Source organism: Devosia sp. CAU 1758 (assembly GCF_054482695.1).
Window position 1 is genome coordinate 765868 of sequence record NZ_JBTLRJ010000002.1, and the last position, 25295, is coordinate 791162.

The 25295-nt window shown below is 61.8% G+C and carries 19 protein-coding genes; 2 read left to right on the top strand and 17 right to left on the bottom strand.

Going from position 1 to position 25295, the window contains the following annotated elements; genetic code table 11:
- Nucleotides 1-166: 166 nt before the first annotated feature.
- Nucleotides 167-1363, top strand: a complete 1197-nt coding sequence (locus tag ACXYMS_RS09780) for an ROK family protein (RefSeq protein WP_458905821.1) — start codon at nt 167-169, stop codon at nt 1361-1363.
- An 81-nt stretch (nt 1364-1444) separates the two neighbouring features.
- Here ACXYMS_RS09780 and ACXYMS_RS09785 read toward each other — a convergent pair whose 3' ends face one another.
- The 7 genes from ACXYMS_RS09785 to ACXYMS_RS09815 form a co-directional block, all read right to left on the bottom strand.
- On the bottom strand, nt 1445-2503 hold the full coding sequence (locus ACXYMS_RS09785; RefSeq protein WP_458905823.1) for an ABC transporter ATP-binding protein: 1059 nt from the start codon (nt 2501-2503) through the stop codon (nt 1445-1447).
- An 11-nt stretch (nt 2504-2514) separates the two neighbouring features.
- Nucleotides 2515-4716, bottom strand: coding sequence for a glycoside hydrolase family 2 protein (locus ACXYMS_RS09790; RefSeq protein ID WP_458905825.1), 2202 nt, complete (start codon nt 4714-4716; stop codon nt 2515-2517).
- Between the two features lie 8 nt (nt 4717-4724).
- Nucleotides 4725-5543, bottom strand: a complete 819-nt coding sequence (locus ACXYMS_RS09795; RefSeq protein WP_458905827.1) for a carbohydrate ABC transporter permease — start codon at nt 5541-5543, stop codon at nt 4725-4727.
- Nucleotides 5540-6370: a carbohydrate ABC transporter permease gene (locus ACXYMS_RS09800; RefSeq protein WP_458905953.1), complete on the bottom strand. Its 831-nt coding sequence runs from the start codon at nt 6368-6370 to the stop codon at nt 5540-5542. The genes ACXYMS_RS09795 and ACXYMS_RS09800 overlap by 4 nt, the downstream gene beginning before the upstream one ends.
- Nucleotides 6371-6551: 181 nt before the next feature.
- Complete coding sequence (locus ACXYMS_RS09805; protein WP_458905829.1) at nt 6552-7826, bottom strand: ABC transporter substrate-binding protein; 1275 nt, start codon at nt 7824-7826, stop codon at nt 6552-6554.
- A 103-nt stretch (nt 7827-7929) separates the two neighbouring features.
- Nucleotides 7930-8922, bottom strand: a complete 993-nt coding sequence (locus tag ACXYMS_RS09810; protein ID WP_458905831.1) for a LacI family DNA-binding transcriptional regulator — start codon at nt 8920-8922, stop codon at nt 7930-7932.
- 56 nt (nt 8923-8978) lie between these two features.
- A complete protein-coding gene (locus ACXYMS_RS09815; RefSeq protein ID WP_458905833.1) occupies nt 8979-11414 on the bottom strand; it encodes a putative bifunctional diguanylate cyclase/phosphodiesterase in 2436 nt (811 codons plus the stop codon).
- Between the two features lie 159 nt (nt 11415-11573).
- Here ACXYMS_RS09815 and ACXYMS_RS09820 point away from each other — a divergent pair, with 159 nt between their 5' ends.
- A complete protein-coding gene (locus tag ACXYMS_RS09820; RefSeq protein ID WP_458905835.1) occupies nt 11574-12290 on the top strand; it encodes a class I SAM-dependent methyltransferase in 717 nt (238 codons plus the stop codon).
- Here ACXYMS_RS09820 and ACXYMS_RS09825 read toward each other — a convergent pair whose 3' ends face one another.
- The 10 genes from ACXYMS_RS09825 to ACXYMS_RS09870 all read right to left on the bottom strand — a co-directional run bounded on the left by ACXYMS_RS09825 (nt 12291) and on the right by ACXYMS_RS09870 (nt 25226).
- Nucleotides 12291-12938 (bottom strand): ThuA domain-containing protein, encoded by a 648-nt coding sequence (locus ACXYMS_RS09825; RefSeq protein WP_458905837.1) that lies wholly within the window; start codon nt 12936-12938, stop codon nt 12291-12293.
- Nucleotides 12939-12980: 42 nt separating this feature from the next.
- A complete protein-coding gene (locus ACXYMS_RS09830) occupies nt 12981-14744 on the bottom strand; it encodes an acyltransferase (RefSeq protein WP_458905838.1) in 1764 nt (587 codons plus the stop codon).
- A complete protein-coding gene (locus ACXYMS_RS09835; RefSeq protein WP_458905955.1) occupies nt 14744-15754 on the bottom strand; it encodes a hydroxyacid dehydrogenase in 1011 nt (336 codons plus the stop codon). The genes ACXYMS_RS09830 and ACXYMS_RS09835 overlap by 1 nt, the downstream gene beginning before the upstream one ends.
- Entirely contained in the window at nt 15751-17604 is a 1854-nt protein-coding gene (locus ACXYMS_RS09840; protein WP_458905840.1) for a DUF2264 domain-containing protein, read from the bottom strand. Before ACXYMS_RS09840 ends, ACXYMS_RS09835 begins: the two co-directional genes overlap by 4 nt.
- The gene (locus ACXYMS_RS09845) at nt 17604-18635 is read right to left on the bottom strand and encodes an ABC transporter ATP-binding protein (protein WP_458905841.1); all 1032 of its coding nucleotides are present in this window, start codon (nt 18633-18635) and stop codon (nt 17604-17606) included. The genes ACXYMS_RS09840 and ACXYMS_RS09845 overlap by 1 nt, the downstream gene beginning before the upstream one ends.
- Nucleotides 18632-19657, bottom strand: a complete 1026-nt coding sequence (locus tag ACXYMS_RS09850; RefSeq protein ID WP_458905957.1) for an ABC transporter ATP-binding protein — start codon at nt 19655-19657, stop codon at nt 18632-18634. The genes ACXYMS_RS09845 and ACXYMS_RS09850 overlap by 4 nt, the downstream gene beginning before the upstream one ends.
- Nucleotides 19641-20777 (bottom strand): ABC transporter permease, encoded by a 1137-nt coding sequence (locus ACXYMS_RS09855; protein WP_458905842.1) that lies wholly within the window; start codon nt 20775-20777, stop codon nt 19641-19643. Before ACXYMS_RS09855 ends, ACXYMS_RS09850 begins: the two co-directional genes overlap by 17 nt.
- A gap of 1 nt (nt 20778) precedes the next feature.
- Complete coding sequence (locus tag ACXYMS_RS09860; protein WP_458905844.1) at nt 20779-21771, bottom strand: ABC transporter permease; 993 nt, start codon at nt 21769-21771, stop codon at nt 20779-20781.
- A 128-nt stretch (nt 21772-21899) separates the two neighbouring features.
- A complete protein-coding gene (locus tag ACXYMS_RS09865) occupies nt 21900-23807 on the bottom strand; it encodes an ABC transporter substrate-binding protein (RefSeq protein WP_458905846.1) in 1908 nt (635 codons plus the stop codon).
- A 411-nt stretch (nt 23808-24218) separates the two neighbouring features.
- On the bottom strand, nt 24219-25226 hold the full coding sequence (locus ACXYMS_RS09870; RefSeq protein WP_458905848.1) for a LacI family DNA-binding transcriptional regulator: 1008 nt from the start codon (nt 25224-25226) through the stop codon (nt 24219-24221).
- Nucleotides 25227-25295 lie beyond the last annotated feature (69 nt).

Consider the following 25295-nt stretch of genomic DNA (forward strand, 5'->3'; position numbering starts at 1 on the left):
CGCGACGCGACGAGGCTCCTCCCAGCCGCCAATCGCCCACCTGCTTGTCTTGACGTCCCCATGGTGGCGAGGATTTACAGCATCGTCAATATATAAATCTTATTTATTTATTTATTCGCCGCCGACGATCTTCCGCTTCTCAGAAGCTGTCTCTATGGTGCCGCTCATGGGAGAACCGATTATCAGAACTGTCAGCCGCGGCGTGAACCAGAGTGGGGTTCGCGACCACAATGAGCGCCTGCTGCTGACCCTGCTGCAACGGCACGGGCCGATGGCCGGCAGTGACCTGGCGCGGCTGGCAAACCTTTCTCCGCAAACGGTTTCCATCATCCTGAGGGAGATGGAGGCCGAAGGGCTATTGGCGCGCGGGGCGCCGGTCAAAGGCAAGGTCGGCAAGCCCTCGGTGCCGATGAGCCTGGCCGAAGGCGGGGTCCTGTCGCTGGGCTGCAAGATCGGCCGGCGCAGCGCGGTGCTGCTGCTGGCAGATTTCCGCGGCACGGTGCGACACGAGCTGCGCCTGACCTATAAATATCCCATGCCCGCTCCGATCTTCGCATTCCTGCGGGAGGGTATTGAAACCATCATGGCTCAATGCAGCCCCGCCGAACGCGCCCGCATCTGCGGCATCGGCATCGGAACGCCGTTTGAATTGTGGAAGTGGAGCGAACTGGTTGGGGCGCCGGCCGAACAGTTTGCTTCCTGGCGCGATGTGGATTTTACCGCCGAACTGGCCGGGTTCACCGACCTGTCGGTGCAGGTGGTCAATGACGCAACCGCCGGGTGCCAGGCCGAGCACATCTATGGACGCGGCAAGGAATTTCGTGATTATGCCTACTTCTTCATCGGCGCCTTTATCGGGGGCGGCATCGTGCTCAACCACTCGGTCTATCAGGGCCATCAAGGCAATGCAGGGGCGCTGGGATCATTGCGCAGCTTCGGGCCGCAGGGGGAGAGCCAGCAACTGATAGACACCGCTTCCATCCACCTGCTCGAAGCGCGGTTGGGCGAGAATGGCCATGATCCGCAGGAGCTGTGGACGCAGCCGCAGGACTGGAGCCAGTTTGGGCGCTTTGTCGAGCCCTGGATCGGCCGGACGGCACAGGAGCTGGCCAAGGCGAGCCTATCGGTCTGTGCCGTCATCGACTTCGAGGCTATCCTGATCGACGGGGCCTTTCCCGACGAGATCAAGCATGAACTGGTCGAGCGCACCCGGCGCTACCTCGTCAACCAGGACATGCGCGGGCTGGTCGCGCCGCGGATCGAAGCGGGCATGGTGGGATTCAACGCCCGCGCCATCGGCGCCGCGGCCAGTCCGCTGTTCGAGCGCTACTTCATGAATGGCAATCTGCGTCTGGCCGGATAGTGACCTAGCCTTGTCGCGGTTCGCTGGCGCGGCCCTTCGGGTCCGAGACGCAAAACCGTTGCCACTTTTGCTGGAAACGCTCTAGCGGATCCGCTGGCCGTCTTCTTCGAACATCTGCAACACCGCCGGATCGAAGCGGGCCGCATAGCGGTCGCCGGTCTTGAGGGTGCGATTGTTGGCAGTAGCGATGGTGATCAGCTCGGTGCCTTTGTCGCGGGCATAGGCATAAGTCTCGCCGCCCAGATGCTCGATGATCTCGACGGTCACCTCAAGGGTGGCGCTACCCTGTGTGGTAAAGTGCTCGGGGCGGATGCCCACAGTGACCGCGGTGCCGTCGGCCAGGGCAACTGGCGAGGGAATGACCTGGCCGGGGAAATCGGCGAGGCGAATGCCACCGGCTTCCGAGACGCCCTTCAGGAAGTTCATCTTGGGCGAGCCGATGAAGCCGGCCACGAAGAGATTGTCAGGGTCGTCATAGAGTTCGAGCGGAGAGCCGACCTGCTCGACGCGCCCGTCGCGCAGCACCACGATCTTGTCGGCTAATGTCATGGCCTCGACCTGGTCATGGGTCACATAAATGATGGTGGTGTTGAGCTCCTTGTGGAGCCGCGCCAGTTCGATGCGCATGTGCACGCGCAATTCGGCATCGAGATTGGATAGCGGCTCATCGAAGAGGAACACGTCCGGATGCCGCACGATGGCGCGGCCGATGGCAACGCGCTGGCGCTGGCCGCCCGAAAGCTGCCCGGGGCGACGCTCCAAAAGTGGCTCAAGCTCGAGAATGCGGGCAGCCTCGGCGACGCGCTGGGCGATTTCGGCCTTGGGGGCACCGGCGAATTTGAGCGCAAAGCCCATATTCTCGCGCACGCTCATATGGGGGTAAAGCGCATAGGTCTGGAACACCATGGCGATGCCGCGCCGCGACGGGTCAACTTCGTTCATCCGCGCATCGCCAATGAAGAGGTCACCGCCGGAAATCTGCTCGAGCCCGGCGATCATGCGCAGCAGGGTGGACTTGCCGCAGCCCGAGGGGCCGACAAAGACCACGAACTCCTTGTCGGCTATATCGAGATTGACGCCCCGGATCACCTCTACGGCCCCGAACGACTTCTTGACATTGGCCAGCTTCAATCCGGACATGGGAGCGTTCCTCAGCTTGCGGATAGGGTTGCGACAGCGCGGCCAAGCCGTTCGCTGGTGACGGTGACGGTGATCTGGCCCCTGCCCGTGGACTTGAGCCAGAAACCGGTGGAGCCGGCGCGGAGCGGCACCAGGCCGGGCCCGATGCGCTCGGCGGCGCCAGAGACTTCGATGGACACCGGTTCGGGGAAGAATGGCAGCTTCCTGCCCGACTGATCGAGCGCCCGGATCATGACGCGGGTGGTGTCACCCTGGGCATGAATGTCGGACGCATCGGGCACTACTTCTAGCGAATGGGCCACGGGGTCGGAAATAAAGCTGGTGGTCTTTGCCGGCTTGCCGTTCACAAAGCCGGTGATGGTGGCGTCTTCCCAGCTCATGCCCCAGAGGCCCTGTTCCTCGTCAGTCAGGTGCTCGCGTTTGATGACGACGGGAGCGTGAGGCAGATGTGGAAAGGCCTCGCGATCCGGCGTGAAGCGCTTGGGCGCATTCCTGCCATATGTCAGTTCGACCTCGTCGCAATTGGTGAGGATGATCAGCGGCAGCACGCCGCCGATATTGCGCTCGCCACGGGCCCAGAAGGTCACCGGCTTGAGGATCACCTCGTCGTCCGCCTCGCACTGACTGATATAGGCATAGGCGGCGAATTTGGGCTCGCGGAACATGTCCATCACGCCGTGATGACAGATGCGGTCACCGGAGCCGAAGTCCTTGTGGGTGTTGTAGTCGAAGGCGCACCAGCCGATGCAGCCGGCAATCTGTGGATCGCCATAGGCGGCGTTGAGCACTTCGAGATGGCGCAGCACATGTTCGGCCTGGCGCTGCTCCTGATCCCAGGACTTTGTCGGGTACATGTGCCCGCCATATTCGGTGATCATGTAGGGTACGACGCGATCAAGGCCGGTGACTTCCTGCTGCGGCCTGAGCGGGGTACGCGGACGATTGCCGCCCCATTCCTCATTGCCCAGGATGAAGTCGTTCATGGTGTAAACGTCTTCGAGCATTTCGCTATCTGTGATGTAGCGCACACCGCCGGTGGAGCGGGTGGAGTCCAATTCGCGCGCCAGGGCGTTGGTACGAAGATAGAAATCGTGATCGTCGCCGCTTTCGTTGACGCGCACGCCCCAGATGACGATGGAGGGATGGTTCCAGTCGCGGGTGATCATGCGCCGCACGTTTTCGACGCTCTCATCCTTCCAGGCCTCGCCGCCGATATGCTGCCAGCCGGGGATTTCCTCGAAGACCAGCAGGCCCAGTTCGTCACAACGATCAAGGAAGTAGTGGCTCTGCGGGTAATGCGAGGTGCGCACCATGTTGAGCTTGAGCTCGCGCTTTAAAATCTCGGCGTCGCGCTCCTGCGCCGATTTGCCCAGCGCATAGCCGATATAAGGGAAGGACTGGTGGCGATTGAGGCCACGCAGCTTGAGCACCCGGCCATTGAGCTTGAAGCCATCAGTGGTGAACTCGGCCGTGCGGAAGCCGAAGCGGAAACTTGCTTCGTCCTGCCCCTGCTCGGTGTCGATGGCGACGGTGAGGGTGTAAAGCGCCGGATTGTCGATGTCCCAGAGCGCGATGCCAGAAAGATCGTCGAAGCCGAACTCGGCGGAGGGGCCGGCAATGGCGGCTTCCGTGGTGGCAATTGTAGCGCCCGCGCTGTCCCGGAGCGTCGCGATCAGCGTGCCCGAGAGCGGCAGGCCCTGCGGGTTGGCGAGATCGATGCGGGCCCGCACCGACTTCTGTTCTGCCAGCGCATCCGGCGTTTCGACCTTGCCGTTACCAATGTAGATGGGCCCGCTCACCCGCAGCCAGGCCTCGCGATAAATGCCGGCATAAGTGAGGTAATCGATCTGGCCGCCAAAGGGTGGGATTTCCGGGTTCTCGGAGCCGTCGATGGAGACGGTCAGCACGTTCGCCCCATCGCGGAGCTTGCCGGTAAGGCGCGCCTCGAAGGGGGTATAGCCATCCTTGTGGGCGGCGATTTCCGTACCGTTGAGGCAGACTTTCGCATTGGCCATGGCGCCATCGAACACCACCGAAACCTCCCTGCCCTGCCAGGACGGGTCGGCGGTGAAGCGCTTTTCATAGGTGAAGACGCGCTGATACTGCTTCTCGTCAAAATAGGAGAAGGGCAGGTCGAGCGCATTGTGCGGCAGGCGGACGCTGTCCTTGCCCTCGAACAGCCAGCCGGTGTTGAAGTCGATCAGGGGACGCATAAAATACTCTATTTAACGGCACCCAGCATGCCCTGGACGAACTGGCGCTGGAGCAGGAAGAAGATGACGAGCGTGGGCAGGGTGGCAACGATGGCGCCGACCATGATCACGCCGAAATCGGGCGTATAACCGGCGTTGAGCGCCGCGACGGCGAGCGTCAGGGTGAACATGTCATTGGTCTGCAGCACGATCAGCGGCCAGAGGTAATTGTTCCAATTGGCCATGAAGACGATGATCGTCGCCGCCGCATAAGTGGAGCGCATGACCGGCATATAGACCCAGAAGAAGATCTGCCATTCCTTGAGCCCGTCGATCCTGGCTGCATCGCGCAGCTCATGCGGGAAGGCCTTGGTCGCCTGCCGGAAGTAGAAGATGATGAAGATCGAGGCGACCGAAGGCAGGATGATCGCCTGATAGGTGTTAATCATCTTGAGGTTGGCCATCATGATGAAGAGCGGAATCATCAGGGCGGCGAAGGGTATGGACAGCATCAGCAGCAGCACGCTGAAGACCCGCTCCCGAGAGCGCGAGCGGAACATCTCGAAGCCGTAGCCGGCCATGGATGCGACGATCAGCGTCAGAACCGATCCAACGCCGGCGATGAACAGTGAATTGAACAGAATGCGCGGCAGTTCCACCTGGGCCGCGAAGCTGGCGATGTTGTCGAAAAGGGACGAGCCGAGCGTAGCCTTGCCCCGAATGATGTCGGCCGAGGTATTGGTGGCACCCAGGACCATCCAGATGAACGGAAAGATGGAGATAAAGGCCGCAATCGAGAGCAGCACGTATTGGGCTACGCGGCCGATCAGGTCTAGAGGATTGCTCATGCCTTGCGCTCCCGGGCAGCGAAGAACTGCAGCACGCTGAGCAAGGCCACCAGGATCACGATCACGTAGCTGACCGTCGCGGCATAGCCGAAGCTGGGCATGAACTTGAAACTCAAATTGTAGATGTACATCGACAGTGTCAGCGTTGAATCCGAGGGACCGCCCAGGGTGATGAGGTTTGGTTCGTCGAACAATTGCAGGGTGCCGATGGTGGAGATGACGCTGGTGAACAGGATAACCGGCTTCAGCATGGGTATGGTGATGTACCAGAACCGGGCCCAGGCGGGGACGCCATCGATCCTGGCGGCTTCATAGATCGAGCGGTCGATGTTCTGCATCGCGGCCAGGTAGAAGATCATATTGTAGCCGGTCCAGCGCCAGGTGATGGCGGTGATGATGACGAATTTGGCCCAGAAGGGATCGGCCAGCCAGGCGATGGGGGCATCAATGATATTGAGGCTGAGCAGCGTCTGGTTGACCACGCCGTCGCCGGCAAACATCGACTTGAAGATCACCGAATAGGCGACAAGCGAGGTGACGCAGGGCAGAAAGATTGCCGTTCGAAAGATGCCGCGACCCCAAAGCTGAGAATTGTTGAGTGCATTGGCGAAGAGCAGCGCCAGAACCAGCATGACCGGAACCTGGACGGCCAGGAAGATCAGCGTATTGGTAAGCGCCCGCATAAAGATCGGATCCTGAGCCAGGCGACTGATGTTCGCCAGCCCACCGAAGCTGAGTTGCATGCCGCGCCCGGTCTGGAAGCTCATCCAGAGCGACCACAGGATCGGATAGATCATGAAAATGCCGATCAGTACCAAGGCGGGCATAACAAAAGCCCAGCCATTGATCTGTTCGCTGCGTGCAATACGTGAGTTCGCCACGCCACAACCCTCTTCTCTTGCAATCGACCATGAGGCCGGGCTGTAGCCGGCCAATCGCCGACGACCTCCACCTTACGGCGGAGGTCACCGGAGGCCGGAGGCGCCGGAGCGCCTCCGGGATAGTCGCTTACTGGGTCATCTGGCGGACCTGAGCGTCAATGGTGGCGATGATCTCGTCGATATTGCCACCGCTGGTGATGGCCGGGATCTGGGCAACCACAGCCGAGTCGGCTTCTTCGGTGAAGATGCCGTATTTGACGCCCGGGATTTCGCCCAGCCAGTCAGACCAGTTCTGCCACACCGGGGTGCCACCGAAGAACTCGTCGCTGGCCTGGTAGGCCTCGCCTTCGCGGGCCGCGAGCAGCGAGCCGACGGCGCCCTGGTTGATGAGGATGTCCTGGTAGAAGTCCACGTCCTGGCCCCAGATGGTGGCCAGGAAATCGATGGCCTTTTCCTTCTCGGGCGCCGACGAGAGCACATACCAGCTCGAACCGCCCAGATTGGTGGCGTTGACCGATTCGGGGATATCGCCGAGGCGCGGCGGCGGAGCCACAGCCCACTGCCCGGACTGATCGGGATTGGCCTTGATCGTGGCCGTCATCCACACGCCCGTAGTGGTGGCGAGCGTGTCGCCCGAGGTGAAGCTGCCGGTATATTCGGTCCAGCCGTTCTTGGGCTTGCTGATGCCGGCAGCGAGCAGGCGCTGATAGGTCTCGAGCGCGCTCTTGAAGACCGGGTTGTCGGCAATGGTGACATTGCCGTCAGCGTCAAAATACCACGAGCCGGCAGACTGCAGCATCATGCGGAAGGTGTCTGAAGCGTTGGGATCGATCGGCAGCAGGATTTCGCCGGTCTTTTCCTTGACGTCCTGGCCAATCTCGATCAGCCGATCCCAAGTGATGTCTTCGAGGTCTTCGGCGCCATAGCCGGCTTCAGCCAGCACGTCGGAGCGATAGAACAGCCCGGCCACGCCGGAGTCGAATGGGACCGAATAGATCTCGCCGTCAACGGTGGACACTTCGACCTTGTAAGGCGCGAAGGCCGAGTAATCGAGACGGTCGGTCAAGGGCTCGAAGGCGCCCGGGAACGAGAGCAGATATTTCTGCGCGCGATAGTCTTCCACCAGCACGATGTCCGGCAGGCCAGTGGTCTGGCCCGATGCGAGCTGCGCCTGCAGCTTCTGCTCCATTGCGGCCTTGTCGAAGATCTGGATGTCGATGGTGTCGTCAGGATTGTTGGCCTGGTAGCGGTCAAACGCCTGCTGCATCGTAGCGCCATTGAAATTGGCGTCCCAGGCCCAGACGGTGATGTTGGCAGCGGCGGCGCTTGTGATGCCGAATATGCTGGTGCCGGCCAGCGCCACAGCGAGTGCGCGCTTCCAGCCCGAAGTTAGACGGGTCATTGCAATTTCTCCCTAGCGGGTGTTTCCTCTTCACCCAAGGGACAGACTAATATGACTTTTGACCCGCGCGCAAGAATTTCAGTAAATTTTTACCGCGGAGATTTCAACACGTCCCGGAAGGCGTTGGTGCCCGTGTACTTTCGCGCCAGACAATGCTGGTCGCCAGCGTAATCTGTTTGGCCAAATCGCGGCCGCCAACCCGTTCGAGCAATAGTTCCACGGCGGTTTCGCCAATCTCCTCGGCCGGCAGATGGACAGTCGTCAGCGGCGGATTGAGAAACTGCGCCACCGAATTGTCGTTGAAGCTGGCGATACTGATATCGGTCGGGATCGACAGCCCCAGTTCGGCGGCTGCACGATAGACGCCGATGGCCATGGAATCGTTGAAGGTGACAATGATATCGGGCGGCCGCTTTTCCTGGAGAAGTTCGCGGGCGAGACGATAGCCGCCCTCTTCAGTCTTGTCGCCGGAGCGCAGAAGCCGGTCATCGAACCAGCCTGCCTTGGTCAGCCATTCCACAAAGGTCTGGGCGCGCCGGTCAAACAGGCCGATATAGGCCATTCGCCTGTAGCCGAGACTGGCCAGGGATTGCAGAAGCCTCTCCGTGGCAAGGCGCAGATCGGCCTGGACGCTGTCGATCTGCTCGTCGAAGGCGACGAAATCGGCCATGACCAGTTGCCGCGCATGGCGCTTCAACCATTCAATCTCGTCTTCGTCCTGCCGGCCGATAGCAATGACGCCGGACGCGTTCTGCAATAGGGCGGCGTCCGGCTTGGCGTCGGTGTGGTAAACTTTTACCGTTTCGATCTTGAGCGCGGCGCAGCGGCTTTCGATGCCGAGGCGCAGGGCGACATAATAGGGATCAGCCAGTTCCTGTTCGGGCCGCAGGAAATGCACCAGCGCCACCTTGGACAATCCCTGCTGGATGGCCCGGTTGCGATTGCGCGGCGTGGCATAGTTCAGCGCCTCGGCCGTCTCGATGATCGCCTGGCGCTTGCGCGTGGAAATCGAAAGGGTGGAATCGTAGTTGAGGACACGCGACACAGTGGCGCTGGAGACGCCGACCGCAGCGGCAATTTCTTTGATCGTAACCATGGCCGGCACGCTACTTCCCGGCCCATGGCGGGGTCAATCAAAATGGCCGACGTGCCTCAGGCGCGCAGACCTGGCTCCAGCCGGTCCTTCCAATCGATGGCGCCGGGACGCCCCAAAAGGAAACCCTGCGCCTCGGTGCAACCTTCAATGCGCAGCACGTCGAGCTGGGCATAGGTTTCCACGCCCTCGGCCAGTACCGGCACGGAAAGGCTGCGGCCCAGGGCCAGGATGGCGCGCACAATGGCCTTGGACTGCTCGTTGCTTTCCACCTCGCTCATGAAGGAGCGGTCGAGCTTGATCTTGTCGAAGGGGAAGCTGCGCAGGGTTTCGAGGGAGGAATAGCCAGTGCCGAAATCGTCGATGGCGATCGACACGCCCATGGCCTTGATCTGGCGCAGGATATGCAGCGCCCGCTGCTTGTCGCCGATGATCGAGGTTTCGGTGACTTCCAGTTCCAGGCGTTCGGGAGCCAGTCCCGACATGAACAGCGCGTTGCGCACCGTGTCGATCAGCTCGACCTGCGCCAGCTGCACGCCCGAGACATTGACGGCGATTTTGTAGGGCTCGGGCCAGGACGCGGCATCGAGGCAAGCCATTTTGAGCACCCAAATGCCAATGGCACCGATGGCGCCGCATTCTTCGGCGACCGGGATGAACTCGGCCGGCGAGACATTGCCATGGCCCGGCCGGTTCCAGCGCAGCAGCACCTCGTAGCCGGTGATGTCGCCCGAGGCGACGGATTTCTGCACCTGGTAGGCAAGGTAGAATCCGTTCTGGTCCAGCGCCGTCCACAGGTCGCGCGCCATGTCGCGGCGCTGGCGCGCCTGCTCGTCCATGTCGTGCTCATAGTAGCAGATGCGACGGTCGAACTCGGCCTTGGCGCGATACATCGCAAGGTCGGCATTGCTCATCAGCTTGGAGAGGTCCCGCCCGTCATCGGGATAGACGGCCACGCCGATGCTGCCACCGGCATTGACGGTCAGCTCATCGGTCTCGATCCGGCGGGTGAGCGCATCCTCGATGCGGGCCAGAAATTCGCGCAGGGCCTCCATCCCTGAAAAGACCTTGATAGCGGCAAACTCGTCGCCGCCCAGGCGCGCGACCACCTCGCCCTCACGCAGCAGGGCGTTGAAGCGGCTCGCCAAGGTCTTGAGCACCAGATCGCCGGCAGCGTGGCCATGATTGTCGTTGACCTCCTTGAAGTGATCGAGGTCGATGGCGATGACGGCGAGCTGGCTGTCGCTTTCATGCGCCTTGGCAAGGGCCCAATCGAAAGACTCATTGAAGCGGGCGCGATTGGGCAGCCCCGTCAGCCCATCGTGCCGGGCCAGATGGGCGATGGCGCGCTGCGAGCGATGCCGTTCGGTGATGTCGTCAATGGTGGTGACCCAGGAGCCGTCGCCAATTGGGCTGTGGCTGACCTGCAGCACGCGGTCCTCGGAGAAATTATGCACGATCTCCCCGCCCTGCTCAATCAGCGGCGTATGGCTGGTAACGACAGTGCTGGTGCGTTCTTCGAGATCGTCGGGGACTTCGCCGGAGCCGATGATTGACAGGCGGCAGGTCTGCTCAAAGCTGATGCCGGTGAGGTCGCGGGTGGGGTCTATATGGAGAAGGGTCGGGAAGCGCTGGTTATAGAGTTGCAGGTTTCCGCTGGCGTCATAAAGGCCCAGTCCCTGGGCCATGTGGGTCATGGCCACTTCGAGCCTGGTCGTCGCTGCAGTAATCTTTGCAGCATCGCGCAGTTCACGCTGCTGTTCGCGTTCGGTGCGGCGGCGGTCGGCTTCGTCGAGCACGGTGCTGCCCAACGCCAATGCCAGCAGCAATAGTGAAATGAAGGCAAGGGCCACGGAGAGCCAGAAACCGTTCAGGCCGCCATCGGCGGATAGCGGGAAGCACAGCGAGAAATCGGCCGAGGCCATGGCGGTGAAATGCATGGCGCAGATGGCGAGGGTCAGCAGCGATGCACCGCCGAGCAGGCGACGAATATCGCCTTGCATGCCGGTGGCGAAGGCCAATCCGCCAAGCACGATACCGGCAATGATGGAGACGGCCACCAGGGCCGAGTTCCAGACGAGGCTACCGCCCATGACCAGGGCTGCGATGCCGGCATAGTGCATGGACGAGATGGCAATACCGACTATTGCGCCGCCGAGGAAACGGTCCATGGCGCTGGTGCCGCGGATGGCCATGGCAATGCCGGCACCACACACCAGGATCGCAATCAGCAGGGACAGCGCGGTCAGCCAGAGGTCATAGCCCAGGGTGAAGCCGGGCCGGAAAGCCAGCACCGCCACGAAATGGGTGGCCCAGATGCCAAAGCCCACCGCCAGCGCCGCCACCACAGTCCAGACCGTGCGCATGCGGCCAGTGGCGCGGTGAGCGTGGCGCAGCAAGCCAATGCAGGCATAGGATGAAATCAGGCAGATCACCGCCGCGAGGACGATGAGCGCCGGCTCGTGGGCCGTGAAGAAGAAGTTAATAATCGGCACCGGCGGCCTATGGATTTAACCGTATCTGCTTATAGTTCTGCCGGAACATGCCTTACCGAACCGTCACCTCTGCCGGCCAAATGCGCAAATGTGATCGAAAACTGGGCATGTTCCCGCTTCGTCTATAGCATCGCATGCAATGACGGCCCCGGATGCAGCATGACCAACACTCTCTATCCGCCTGATTTCTATACCAACCGGGGCCAATACACGCGGCACGCAGCACGCCGTATATTGGAAGCCCTGCCCAAGGGGCTGGCCTCCGCGCGTCTGGCCGATGTCGGTTGCGGGACGGGCACATTTCTTGCCATGGCGCTGGAAATGGGGGCCGAGGCAGCCTTTGGCATGGAGGGGAATTGGGTCAAGCCGGACATGCTCGATGATCCGCGCATCGCGTTCGAGGCCCGCGACCTGGAACAGAGCTTCGAGGGACCAGGGGTGGACCTGGTGCTGTCGCTGGAGGTGGCGGAACACCTCTCCACAGGGCGGGCGGGCGGCTTCGTGCGCGACCTAGTCGCAATGGCCCCAGCGGTGCTGTTCAGCGCAGCGATACCGGGCCAGGGCGGCGTCGGGCACGTCAATGAGCAGTGGCAGAGCTATTGGGCCGGACTGTTCGCGACCCGTGGCTATGGAGCCTATGACGTCGTGCGCCCGAAAATCTGGACCGACGAGGCGGTACCGGCTTGGTATCGACAGAACGCCGTTCTCTACCTAGATGATGCTACCGCATCGGCTTTGGCGCTCACCCCGACTGAACCCGCCCTCCTCGACCGGGTGCATCCGGCCTTCTGGGCGCGGGCCAATCGCGAGCTGAAATATGCCGATGCGCTGCCCGAAAGTGAAGTGCTGCGCCAGCAGGCGCAACAGCAACAGTGATCATCGAGCCGCCCACAACAGTCCCCGTTTGAGGATGGTGCGCACCTGCGGGATTTCCAGTTCGTCGGCGGTGTGGCCAAGCGAGGAATAAAACACTCGGCCCCGGTCGTGATTGGTGGTGAAGACCACGGGCATCACCACATCCTTGCGCCACGGATGGTGCTCGCCCGAAAACGTGGTGGTCGCCAGCACCTCCACCGCCGGATCGTAGTTGAGGTAATACTGCTCGGACGTGTGCTCGAAGCTTTCGATGCCGGCCATGATCGGGTGGTCGGAGCGGGTCACGTCGACCCTGTAGGTCATGATATTGCCAGGATGCTGCACCCAATAGACGCTGGCTGCATAGCGGAAGGGGACGCTCGACCGGAAGGTCGTCGCCAGCCCCATATGGTAGCCGGCAAGGCCGGTCCCGGCCCGGATGGCGGCGATGAGGTTGCTCATCTTTTCGGGCGCCAGGGTGCCATCGGTGATGACCGGCACGACAAGATCATTGCTTCCGACATCCTCGGCGCCGAGGACGTCATAGTCGGAGGTCATGGTGACGGAAAAGTCCTCTTCCTCGAGCAGCTCCCGCACCACATGGGCGCCGCGCTCGGGAGTATGCAGTTCCATGCCGCCCCATACGACGAGGGCTTTCTTGCTGGTCATCTCAGAGTTCCTTCCTGTTCTTCTCCCCGATGGGGAGAAGAATCACAGTCCCAGCCCCACGGCCCCGGTCCGGTGCACACCCTTGGGCACGAAGCAGAACGCATGGTCTTTGCCCAGCAGCTTTGCCGCCAGATGCACCACTGAGAGCCACATCTCTGTGCCCTGCAATCCGGGCACCTGCCCATCTGCGAAGGCAAACCCTTCATCGTCGATCCAGCGCTCCCCGGCCCGGGCGATGATGCTGCGCGCAATCTCCTCAGCCTCCGCGCGGCGGTAGTCTGTCTGCGACAGGCAGAGCCAGAGCGGGTGGATGGTGTCAAGGAGATTGCAGGCGGTATGAGTGCGGCCAGAGAAGCCGCTATAATTGCGATAGTTGAGCAGCACGCTGTCGATTGCCGCCTCCGGGCGCGGCACGGCCAGGCCGAACTGAGCATAGGTGCCGCGCGTCAGACGGTAGAAGCCGTTGATGGGTTGCAGCAGGCCCTCGTCCTTCGTGGGTAAACCCCAAAGGCCAGAGGCGCGGTCCTGATTGAGAGCGAGCCAGCCAAACAGCGTCTCGCGCGAGGTGCCGGTAGAAAAGTAGCGGGCATTGAAATAGAGCGCCGTGCCGATGGCGTCGACACCGGCCCCTGCCCCCCATGCCCGGTCGCGCCAGGGGAGGCTTTCGAGCCATTGGCAAAGCTCGGGGGCCGGCAATTCTACCGCCGAAACCGGATACCGAGGCTTGGCACCTAGCGTTTCGAGCGCATAGCCAATGGCCAGAATATTGTAGAGCGCCAGCCCATCGTCGCGCTGCGCCACTCCCTGTCGAGGAGGCTGGTAAGGATCGGGGAATAGGCCCGTTTCCGGGTCCTGCACCGCCTGCAAGCGGGCAGTGGAGGCGGCAATGTCGAGACCATCGGGAACACTGCCCAAGCCGATGGCGATCTCGATGGCGTCGCAGAGATGGCGGATGCTCATGCGGGCATTGCCGTGACTCTCGCGCGAAAGATAGTCGCCATCGACCATGTTGCGTTTGAGAATATGCGAAAACTGCGATGCGGCGCGGTCACCCAAGGCCTGCAATTGCGTGCGAGTCTCGTCGCGCCGCCCCCGCCCACGATAGCGCAACACCTTTGCCGGCACGCCGCCGACAATGGCCATGGGCGGCACATCCTTGCTGACCACGGCGCCGGCGGCAATCACCGCGCCACGACCGATGGTGACGCCATCGACCACGACCGCATTGGCGCCGATCCACACATCGTCCTCGATAATGATGCCCCGGGTGTCGTGCTTCTGCCGATAGATTGGCAGGTCCGGGTCGTCAAAGCCGTGATTGAAGCCGATCAGCGAAACATGGCTGGCGATGCGCACACCGTGGCCGCAGACCACCTTGCCCGAAATCATGGCATAGGGATTGACCGTGCAGTGAGCGCCGAAGCTCGCTTCGCCGCGTACCAGCGCGTGGCCGGCGATCCAGCTGTGTTCGCCCAGTTCCAGCCGGGTGGTGAAGATGGCGGCGTCGGCAGCGACATAGGCACTGGGATGGAAAATGGCGCCAGCCCGCGCGACCAGCTCGGCCTGACGGGCGCGATGCTCGGGCGCGTCGATGTCTTCGGGTGTGCGATCCCAGGTGAGGAATTGCAGGCGGGCCCGGTGCCAGGCGTTCCTCTCATCCGACCCCCGGACCCCTTCCCCCACGAGGGGAGAAAGGGACGCTGAAATCGGGTGAGGGGTTCCTGGCTGTCCCGCGGGGTCAATCGCTCCAGTGGTGCGATTGGAGTCCTGGAGGCCATGAGAGCTATGCTCGAATGGATCGCGCATCACGCCAGCCGCTCCAGCAGTTCCGGTTCTATCTCGTAAAGCATGGGCTCACCGCGCACGAAGCGCTCGACTTCCGCGACCGCCATTAGACCCAGCCTGGCCCGCTCGGTGCCGATGGCGCCGGCGACATGGGGGGTGAGGAAGACATTGGGCAGGTCGAACAGGGGCGAGTCGGCGGGAGGAATCTCGGGATCGGTGACGTCAATAATGCCCTGGATGCGGCCAGTCTGCAGTTCGGCAATCAGGGCTGCCTCGTCCACCAGTGCCCCGCGTGCGGTGTTGATGAAGGCCGCCCCGTCCTGCATCAATTTCAATTGCCGCGCCCCGATCATCCCCCGCGTATCGGGCAGGGAGGGGGCATGGATGGAGACCACAGCCGAGCGGGCCATCAGGGTATCGAGGTCGACCAGGGTGACCTGGTCGACAATGGGGTCGTCGGCGGCCACGAAGGGATCATACAGCAGCACGTCGAACTCGAACCCGGACAACATGGCGGCAACCTTGCGGCCGATGCGCGAGGCCCCGACCAGGCCCACAGTGCGGCGGAAATTGCCGATGGGACGGTCCATCAAATCATAGCTGGAGCGGCGAGTGGGATCGGCGCGATAGAGATCGCGCAGCTCGAAAATGCGCTTATTGGCAAACAGGATTGCCGCCAGTGTGAATTCAGCCACCGGCACGGCATTGGCCTCGGCCGCATGGGTGACGCGAATGCCGCTGGCATAGGCGGCGGGGTCGACGGTGAACTTCACCGTGCCGGCGGCATGGGCCACCAGTTGCAAATTGGGCGCCGCGCGCAGCACGTCCTGGGTCAGCATGGGACAGCCCCAGCCGGTGACCAGAATTTCCGTATCGGCCAGCACGGCCCGTGCCTCGGGCGTGGAAAGGCTCGTCAGCGGCTGGGGCGAGAGAAACTCGCAACAGGATGCGAGCCGCTCCATGGCGCCTTGGTCGAACACATGCCGAGTCTTGTGCGGATCAAATGCAAAGGCGAGCTTGGGCCGCATCAGAAGCGCTCCGGAACCAATATGGCGCTGACGTCGATCCCCTCGCGGGCGAAGAGGGCTTCGAGCGCCGCAAGCTCCGGCGCATGCGGCGGGGTGGCAAGGGCCGTTTCCGCATCTGCGCCAGCAGGCAGGGCCATGGCCGCCGTCATAAGCACGCTAGTGCCGACAGGAATATCACCGCGCAATTGCGGGACGATGGTCTTGGAGGCAATGAGATTGGAATTGGGCAGGGCACGGAAGGCACGCCCCTCGCGCCGGCCATTGAGATCGAGGATGGCGCTGATATCGGCTTTCGATTTCGCGACGGCGCGGCCGGCCTCGTCGATATAGGTATCGGCGTTGAGGTCGGCTCGGTCGATGGCGAAGCCCCCCTCGGTGCCGTGCAGGGCGCGGGGCGTAGTGATCCGGTGCACGCGGATATGCCAATGGTGTGCCGGAACCAGCCAGGTTTCGACCGTGACGTCGTTCCAGGGCTTCCAGCGGGCAAAGAGGCAATTCTCGGCGATCTGCGCGCTCTCATTGGTCTCGCGAACGCGGTAGTGGCGGCCATCATCGCTGAGCGCCAAGGCGCCGTCGAAGGCGCCGGAATGGTAGGCGCGTTCGTCCACTTCCACCGAAAAGCCATATCGGCTCGAATAGACGAACTTGGCGTATTTTTCGGTGCCGTGCCGCATCTGCCAGTTCTGCTGGCCGCTCGCGAGCGCTACCACATTGCCGGGGGAATGCTGCATGATCATGCCCGGATGCCGGAGCGGCACGGGCTTGTGGTCGAAGCCTGCCTCCTCTTCCTCGGCGGCCCAGAAGGGGTGATCGGCCGGAAGCGCCAGCGGCAGGAAGGCCTTGAGCGCCCAATAGGGCGAGCCGGCAGAATTGTAGCTCTCGGACATGAAGAGGTTGGGATAGGCATAACCGATGGAGAGCACGCCATTGCCATGGGCGATGGGCTTGTCGGCCCACCAGCGCAGGTGGCGCATGAAATGGCCCTTGATCTTGCCCCAGGGCAGACCTTCCACATCGGCAAAGGCCAGAGCGCCCCAGAAGCCGCCACAGGCAAAGCGGTAGGTCAGCGAACGCCCGAAGGCGAGAGTGCCTCCGTCTTCGTCGAACCAGTGCTGGATGTCCTTAGCAAAGAGCCTGGCCCGTTCCTTATAGGCGGCCACGCGCTTGTCGTCGCCCCGTGCCAGCCTGGCGTAGATCAGACCATAGAAATGCATGGCGAAGGGAATGTAATGGTCGATGCGCCGGATATTCCCGTCGCGATACCAGCCATCGCCGAGATAGAAGCCGTCGAGTTCCTCGAGGTATTTCTCCGTCAGCGATCGATCGAAGGTGACGCCGCATTCCTCAAGCCCGAGATCGACCAGGATGCGGAAGAACTTCCAGTTGTTGTCGGCGTAGTCGAATTTGCGGGCGTGCTTCAAATAGTCGGCCAGATTGTCCTTGGCCTTCTGCGGTAGCGGCTCCCAGACCAGGTGCGGCACCATGCGCATGGTGAAGCCAATGGCGGCCAGTTCGACCATGCGTTGGTCGGTAGCATTGACCTGACCCCAATATTCGGGGTGATCGGGATCGGTGCCATTGGCCAGACCCTGGCGGTAGAGTTCCCAATGGGCAAAATCGGCGCCCCCGGCGGCCAGCGGGGTCAGGCCCCAGAGCGGGCGCGCAAAGCCTTCGAGATCGGCGGCCGCACGGTCAAAATGGGCTGCAGCCCCATCGAGCCGCACGCGGGCGCCGCCCTCGGAAAAGTAAGGCAGGAGCGGATTGAAGAGGTTGCGGAGACCCTTTTCCACATCGGCACGGGAATGGAGCGGATTGCCAAACAGCGGATTGGCGGTGGCCGGATCATAGGTCATTACGCAAAAGCCTTTTGCGGCGCGTCATAGGCGCCGGTCAGATCAAGTGTTTCGGCAAAGTGGCAAGCGGCAGTCTGCGCCGTGTCGTTGACGGCCCGCAATTGGGGCTTTTCGGCCCGGCAGAGGTCCTCTGCATATTTGCAGCGTGTGTGGAACGGACAGCCCTGCGGGCGGTTGCCGAGATAGGGAATTTCGCCCCTGAGCTCGGCGCGGCGCCCCTTGCGCCGAGTGGGATCGGCAATTGGGAGGGCCTTGAGCAACATCTCCGTATAGGGATGGCGCGGCCGATCGAACAGCAACTCGGTGGGCGCATTTTCCACCACATGGCCCAGATACATCACTACCACCCGGTCAGCGATGTAATTGACCACGCCAAGGTCATGGCTGATGAAGATATAGGTGAGGCCGAATTCGCTCTTAAGATCGTCGAGGAGATTCAGCACCTGGGCCTGGATGGAGACGTCCAGTGCCGAGACCGCCTCGTCGGCAATCACCAGCTTGGGCTGGAGCACTAGGGCGCGGGCAATGCCGATGCGCTGGCGCTGGCCGCCGGAAAAGGCATGCGGGTAGCGTCCAGCCGCGTCGGGCGCAATACCGACCTTCGCCAGTGTGTCATAGACCCGCGCTTCCAGTTCCTTGCCACTCATCAGTCGGTGCACGCGCAGCGGCTCGGCGACGATGTCGAAGACACGCATATTGGGATTGAGCGAACTCATCGGGTCCTGGAAGATCATGCGGATGTCGCGGCGATAGGGTTTGATCTCGCGCTTGTTAAGCGAGGTGAGATCGACCCTCTGGCCGCCCTGGGCATGGTAGAAGACACGACCGGACGAGACCGGCTGGGCCTTGATGATGCAGCGTCCGAGCGTGGTCTTGCCGCAGCCGCTCTCGCCGACAATGGCGAGGGTTTCGCCCTGTTCCACGGTGAGGTTGATGTCGTTGAGCGCCACAAGTTCGCGACCCTGCTTGAACAGGCCACTTCCGAGGTGGAAGACTTTTGAGAGGTTTTCGACGGTGAGAAGCGTGGTCATACGAGTGCCTCCGCTTTTTCATGGGTCAGCAGGTGGCAGCGGGCGACATGGCCGGTGCTGACCAGGGTGCGTTCGGGCCGGATGCCCGGGCATGGCCCAAAGGCGTGGGGGCATCGGCTGGTAAAGGCACAGCCTTGTGGCCGGTCGCGGGGCGAGGGCACGGTGCCCTTGATGGGCGAGAGGCGCTGCCGGTCAGCCTTGCGCGCCAGGCGCGGCACCGAGTTCATCAGCGCCTGCGTATAGGGATGCTGGGGAGCCTTGAAGACCTCGAACACGTCCCCCTGCTCGACCACGTCGCCCAGATACATGACCGCGATCTCGTCGGCGATTTCGGCAACCACGCCTAGGTCATGAGTGATGAACAGCATGGCCATGCCGTAATCGTCCTGGAGCTGGCGCAGCAGGTCGAGGATCTGGGCTTGAGTGGTGACGTCGAGCGCAGTGGTCGGCTCGTCGGCAATGAGCAGTTTGGGGGTACAGGCCAGCGCCATGGCAATCATGGCGCGTTGCCTCAGACCACCCGAAAGCTCGAAGGGATAGGCATTGGCGCGGTCGCGGGCGCCGGGCACCCCGACCTGATCGAGCAGCGCGATGGTGCGTTCGCGTGCCTGCTTTTGCGTCAGCCGGTCATGCAGCACGATGATCTCGTCGATCTGGTCGCCAATGGTGTGGACCGGGGAAAGCGAAGACATCGGCTCCTGGAAAATCATCGAGATTTCGGCGCCCCGGATCGAGCGCATGGCCAGGCTGTCGGGTTTGAGTTTTGCGATGTCCACCGCGCCATTACCGGTATCGAAAAGGATCTGGCCGCTGGGGATTTTGGCATTGCGGTCCAGCAGGCGGAGCACGGCACGGGCCGTGACGGATTTGCCGCAGCCGCTTTCGCCGACCAGCGCCAGTGTCTTGCCGGGGGTGAGGGTCAGGTCGACCTGCCGCACCGCCTCGATATCTGCCTCGTCGGGCGAGGAGAAGGTGATGGACATGTCTCTGACAGCGAGAATGGGTTCACCGGCCATGGGGATCTGCGGCATCGCGAAGGCCGTCTCCGAAGAAATTGAGGGCAAGGATCATGATCACAACACAGAGCCCGGGGGCGAGAAGCCAGGGGGCCGTGGCGAGAGTGCGAATGTTCTGGGCCTCCTGAAGCAGCGTGCCCCAGCTGACGATGGGCGCCTGCAGGCCGAGGCCGAGAAAGCTCAGCGCCGTTTCGGCCAGGATCATACCGGGAATGGCGAGGGTTGCCGCCGCGATGATGTGACTGGTGAAGCTGGGCACCATGTGGCGGGTGATAATGCGCCAGTCGCTGGCGCCATCGAGCTGGGCCGCTGTGACGAAATCCTCGGTCCGCAGGCTGAGGAAGCGACCGCGCACCACTCGGGCCAGTTCGGTCCAGCCGATCAGCGAGAGTATGATCGTGATGGCGAAATAGGTTTGGAGGGCGTTCCAGTCCTTGGGCATGGCCGCTGCCAGCCCGAGCCAGAGTGGAATGGTGGGCATGGAACGAATGAACTCGACTATGCGCATGACGGCACTGTCGAACCAGCCGCCGTAAAATCCGGCGAAGCCACCGATGACGATGCCAAAGAAGAGGCTCAGCGTGACACCCGCAAGGCCGATGCTGAGCGAGATGCGGGTGCCGTGGATCAATCGGCTCAGCATGTCGCGACCCAGCCGGTCGGCGCCAATGATGTAGAAGGGGTCGCGGGGGTTTTCGACTCCGATGAACTTGATCGACATCGGAATGAACCCGGCCAGCAGATAGGGCTCGGCGGGCGCGAAGAAGCGGACAGGGATGATTTCTTCCTCGTCCACCACAAAGGTGCGCCGCATCGCCTTTGGGTCGATTTCGGAGGCATAGCCGTTGACATGCGGCATGAAGGACAAGCCACCATCGGCGTTTTCGATGATGAAGTTGAGACCCTGGGGCGGGGCGTAAGTGTACCTCGCGCTGTAGTCCGAAGGATCGGCGGGCGCCAGAAATTCGGCGAGGGCCGCTATCAGGTAGAATGCGACCACTATCCACAGGCTGACAACGGCCAGCTGGTGCTGGCGGAAACGCCTCCACATGAGCCCCAGCTGGGATTCGCGCTGGTGCACCGGGCGAACCGTTTCCTCCAGGGGAGCGATGGTTTCAACAGTCATCTCACTTGCTCCCATAGCGAATGCGTGGGTCGATCCAGGCGAGGAGCAAATCTGAAACCAAGGTTCCAACAATGGTCAGGATGCCAAGCAGCATGATGATGGCTCCTGCCAGGAACATGTCCTGACTTGTCAGCGACCGCAGCAGAAGGGGTCCGGCGGTTGGCAGGTTGAGCACCACTGATACAATCACCGAGCTTGAGACCAGGGCAGGCAGCAACCAGCCAATGGTGGAAACCAGTGGATTGAGCGCCACACGAACCGGGTATTTGAGGATCACCTTCCACTCGGGCAGGCCTTTGGCCCGGGCAGTGGTGACGTAGGGTTTCTTGAGTTCGTCGAGCAGGTTGGCGCGAAGGATGCGGATCAGCTCAGCAGTGCCGGCCGTCGCCAGCACGAGTACGGGCGCCCAGGCATGGCTGAGGAAATCCCATAGCTTGGGCAGGCTCCAGCGCGCCGCTTCATATTCAGGCGAGAACAACCCGCCAATGGTGCTGCCGAAATAAACGAAGCTGAGATACATCAGCACCAGCGCCAGCAGGAAATTCGGAATGGCAAGGCCGACGAACCCGGCAATGGTTGCCAGGTAATCGCCGAGCGAATATTTGCGGACCGCCACATAAACGCCGATGGGAAGGGCGACCAGCCACATGACGATGACGGCAAGGCCCTCGACGAGGATGGAATTGCCAAGCCGTCCCCAGATCAGGGTCGTCACCGGTGCTTTCCATTCGAAGCTCTGCCCGAAATCGCCGCGCGTCAGAATGCCGGAAATCCATTTCCAGTACTGGACGATATAGGGTTCGCCGAAGCCATATTGCTGACGCAGCGCCTCAATGGCGCGCGGATCGACGCGCTCGCCTTGGGCAGCAAGGGTCGCCATATAGGTTGTCAGGTAGTCGCCCGGCGGCAGCTGGATGATGGCGAAAGCCACGAAACTGACGGCCCAAAGCGTCAGGAACATTGCGACCAGCCGCTTTCCAATAAAGCCCAGCATGGGGCGTCTCCTCATGAGTGCTGGCGAGTTGAGCAAGGCTTTCCGCCAGCCGGCGGAAGCGGGTGCTTGACGTGAGAACGGTCAGCCCTCCCGCGGCCCTTGCGAGCCGCGGGAGGCCGGGAGGGATCCTATTCCTGGGCGAAATACCACTGGAATGGATCATAGGGACCCGGAGTCGGGAACAGGTAGGCATGCAGCATCGGCTCGGCGACATTGCGCAGATTGTTCTTGGCGATGTAGTAGCCATTGCCCGGCAGACTGATGCCGATCACCGGGAAGTTCTCCTTGGCTAGTGCCAGGATCTGCTTCATCAGTGCATCTCTAGCGGCCGGTTCACCTTCGCTGCGCAGCTGGGTGTAGAGATCCATCTGCTCCTGTGCCCAGGCTGCAGGTTCCTCTGCAATCTCGGGACGCGAACCCTGGAAGTGTTGTGCCCAGCGATAGGCCCATACCGATTCATCACCAGACGGCATGTAATAGCGCGGCTCCTGCACCACATCGAGGCCGCCGTCTCCAGCCCAGATCTGCGCGTCATAGTCACCTGCCGGACGCTTCTCGTAATAGAGCGTACGATCGATATTGTTGAGCTCGATATCGAGCCCGCCCGCCTGCAATTGCAATTGCAGCAGCTCCATCATGTCGACCCATTCCGAACGAAATGTGGAGATCATGTCGATGGTGATGGTGAGCGGCGTGCCGTCGGCAAAGGCGTAGAGGTCGCCATTGCGGACCAGACCTGCGGCCTCGAAAGCAGCATCCGCGGCTTCCTGGTCCAGCTCAGTATATTGCTTGGCCATTTCTTCGTCATAGAACGGGGATTCCGGACGCGGTGCGGCCTGGAACGGCTCGCCCTGGCCGGTAAAGACGACGTCGATCATCTCTTCGCGGTCGATGAGGTGGCTAACGCCGATGCGGAAATTCTTGTCCTGGAACAGCTCGCGACGTTTCTCGTCCACATGGTTGAGATTGAACTGCAAAACGAGTGTGTTCATGCTGGATGGAATGTTCTCGCCCAGCCGATAATCACCCTGCTCCTGCCCGTCGAAGAAAATAGGCTGGTTGATGACAGTGGCGATGTGACGGTCCTGGAAATCGATCTCGCCGTTCAGCGCCATCAGCGTGATCTCTTCGACAGAGTCCGAGACACGCATGGTGAGTTCATCGATATAGGGCAGCTGGTTCCCTTCGGTATCGACTTTCCAATAGTATGGATTGCGGACGAATGTGGCGCGGGTTGCGTCGCCAGTCAGAGGCTCGTCGATCATCCACGCGTTCATGAACGGCAAGTCGGGATTGGCCCAGCGGATTGTTTCCGTCGCCCAGCCGCAGCGGTCCTCCATCCGCATTTCCCATGTTCCGAAACCGGCCGCTTCAGCCTCCGAGGCCGCGTTTTCGTTATATTTGGGATAGAACTGGCTGCAATATTCCTTGGAGAGCGAAACTAACGTCAGGCCGCCGACGCCAGCCAACTCATCCATGATGACGCCATTGGGCTTTTCAAAGACGAGGCTGAAGGTCGTTTCGTCGATGACTTCGACGGTGACCGGGTTCTGCGGGTTCTTGATGAAGCTGCCAACACCGTAGCCGGGCTCGGAAAAAAGCTCGACCGCGAAGGCGATGTCGGCGCTGGTGAACGGCGTGCCGTTATTCCACTTCAGCCCCTCGCGCAGCTTGAAGGTATAGGTGCGCGAATCCTCGCTGACTTCCCAGCTTTCGGCCAGGTTGGGGACGATTTCGTCCCAATCGCGGTTGTAGCGCACCAGGCCATCATAGGCGACGGTGCGCGCGATCCAGGCATTGTCGAGACCGCCGCGCAAGGCGCTGCGCCAGGTGCCGCCATAGGTGCCGATACTGTCGACCGGCTCGACCACCAGCGGATTGGCCGGCAGTCGCTCCTCGACCGGCGGCAATTCTCCGCTTTCCACCAGTGCGTCGAGCATCGGCGCCTGTTGCTGCGCCCAGGCCGGCCCGGCTGCCGCCAATATGGCCGTCAGAGCCACTGCCCCAGCCAAACCAAAAACTTGGTCTTTTTTCATTCTTGTCCTCCCTTTTCCGGGTCCTGCAGCCCGAAAATCCTGTTGAGCCCGGACGCATTCATGCGCCGGACCATCGTAGGGCCTGCGGCCGGAAATCACTTCCGCTCCGCCGGTTGCTTATGTGGCGTGGCGTGACGCCATCCTCCGATTTGGCCCTACGGTCCTCCCGTCCACCGCCTCAATCCGCGATTGCTGGCGTTCAGACTCCGTTCATCAAGGCAGTCCAGGCCATATCAGCAGCGCAAGTTACGCACGTCCTTGCGCAATATTCAAGAATTTTGCGCCTTTCACGCAATTATCGCAATTTTGCGTAATTTGCGTCATCAACGCAGCCGGATACGGATCGGCGATGCGCGGGCAGGAAGGCTGTTTTCAACAGACGCTAGAAATAAAATTTGCGCCCGGCTGTGCTCAGACTAGACTGTGAACGGTTTCACCATCGACCAGCGAGACACCGATTTCGAGCTGCTGTACGGCCCGTTCGCCATCAAGCTGATTGGCCAAGAGGCGGATGACACCGCGCCCGATGGCCTCGCGATCCACCCGCACTGTCGACAGGCGCGGATTGGCCATGCCGGCGATTGGCAGGTCGTCGAAACCGACAATGGAAAATCCGTCGGACATGGGGGAATCCTGCCCCAGCAAAGCCTCGACCATGCTGACGGCGACGCTGTCATTCCAGCAGAAAACGGCCGTCACGTCATATTCACCGGCCAGAAACGAGACCAGCAAGTCCTTGCTGGAATGCTCGTTGGAAATCACCACGGTGCCGGTAACGCCGCGGTTTGCCGCGATGGCCGCTTCGAAGCCGCGACGGCGCTGGAGGATGGTGGGACGGTGCCGGTAGGTGTAGTGCAGGATCCGGCGATGGCCCGCGTCAATCAGGCGCTGGGTCGCCCGATAGGCGCCATAGAAATTGGCCGGTGAAACCGAGTTGAACCGCATCTGCGGGTCACTCCCATTGGCCAGCACCAGAGCGGTTTCGGTCTCCTGCGCCCACAGGGCGATCTCCTCATCGGGGTCGATGCCTGCCAGGACGACGCCATTGGCGCCGGTCTTGGAGACCTGCCTGCGAATGAAGTCGAGAGTCACCATGTCCTCGTTGACCAGCCGGACATCGAGCACGATGCCGGCCTCCCCCGCCTGAGCCCGCATGGCCTCGACAATGCCGTGGTAAAAACTGGCGAGGCTCCCCATGGCACTGTTGAGCGGCACCAGGGCCAAGGCTCGTTTATCGAGCTTGCCCATGGAAGGCGGATGCTTGCTTTTATATCCGAGCACCCGCGCCATGCGCTGCACATCGGCCCTGACCACGTCGCTGATGCCGATTTCATTGGCCAGGGCCCGCGACACCGTGGAGACGGAAACGCCCAGTTTCTCAGCGATATCGGCCTGACTGGCGCGCTTGCCCGGTGCCAAAGATGCCCCCTGTCTACGCTATACGCAATATTTGCGTTTCTTGAGTAAATCAAGGCCCATTGTCGCACC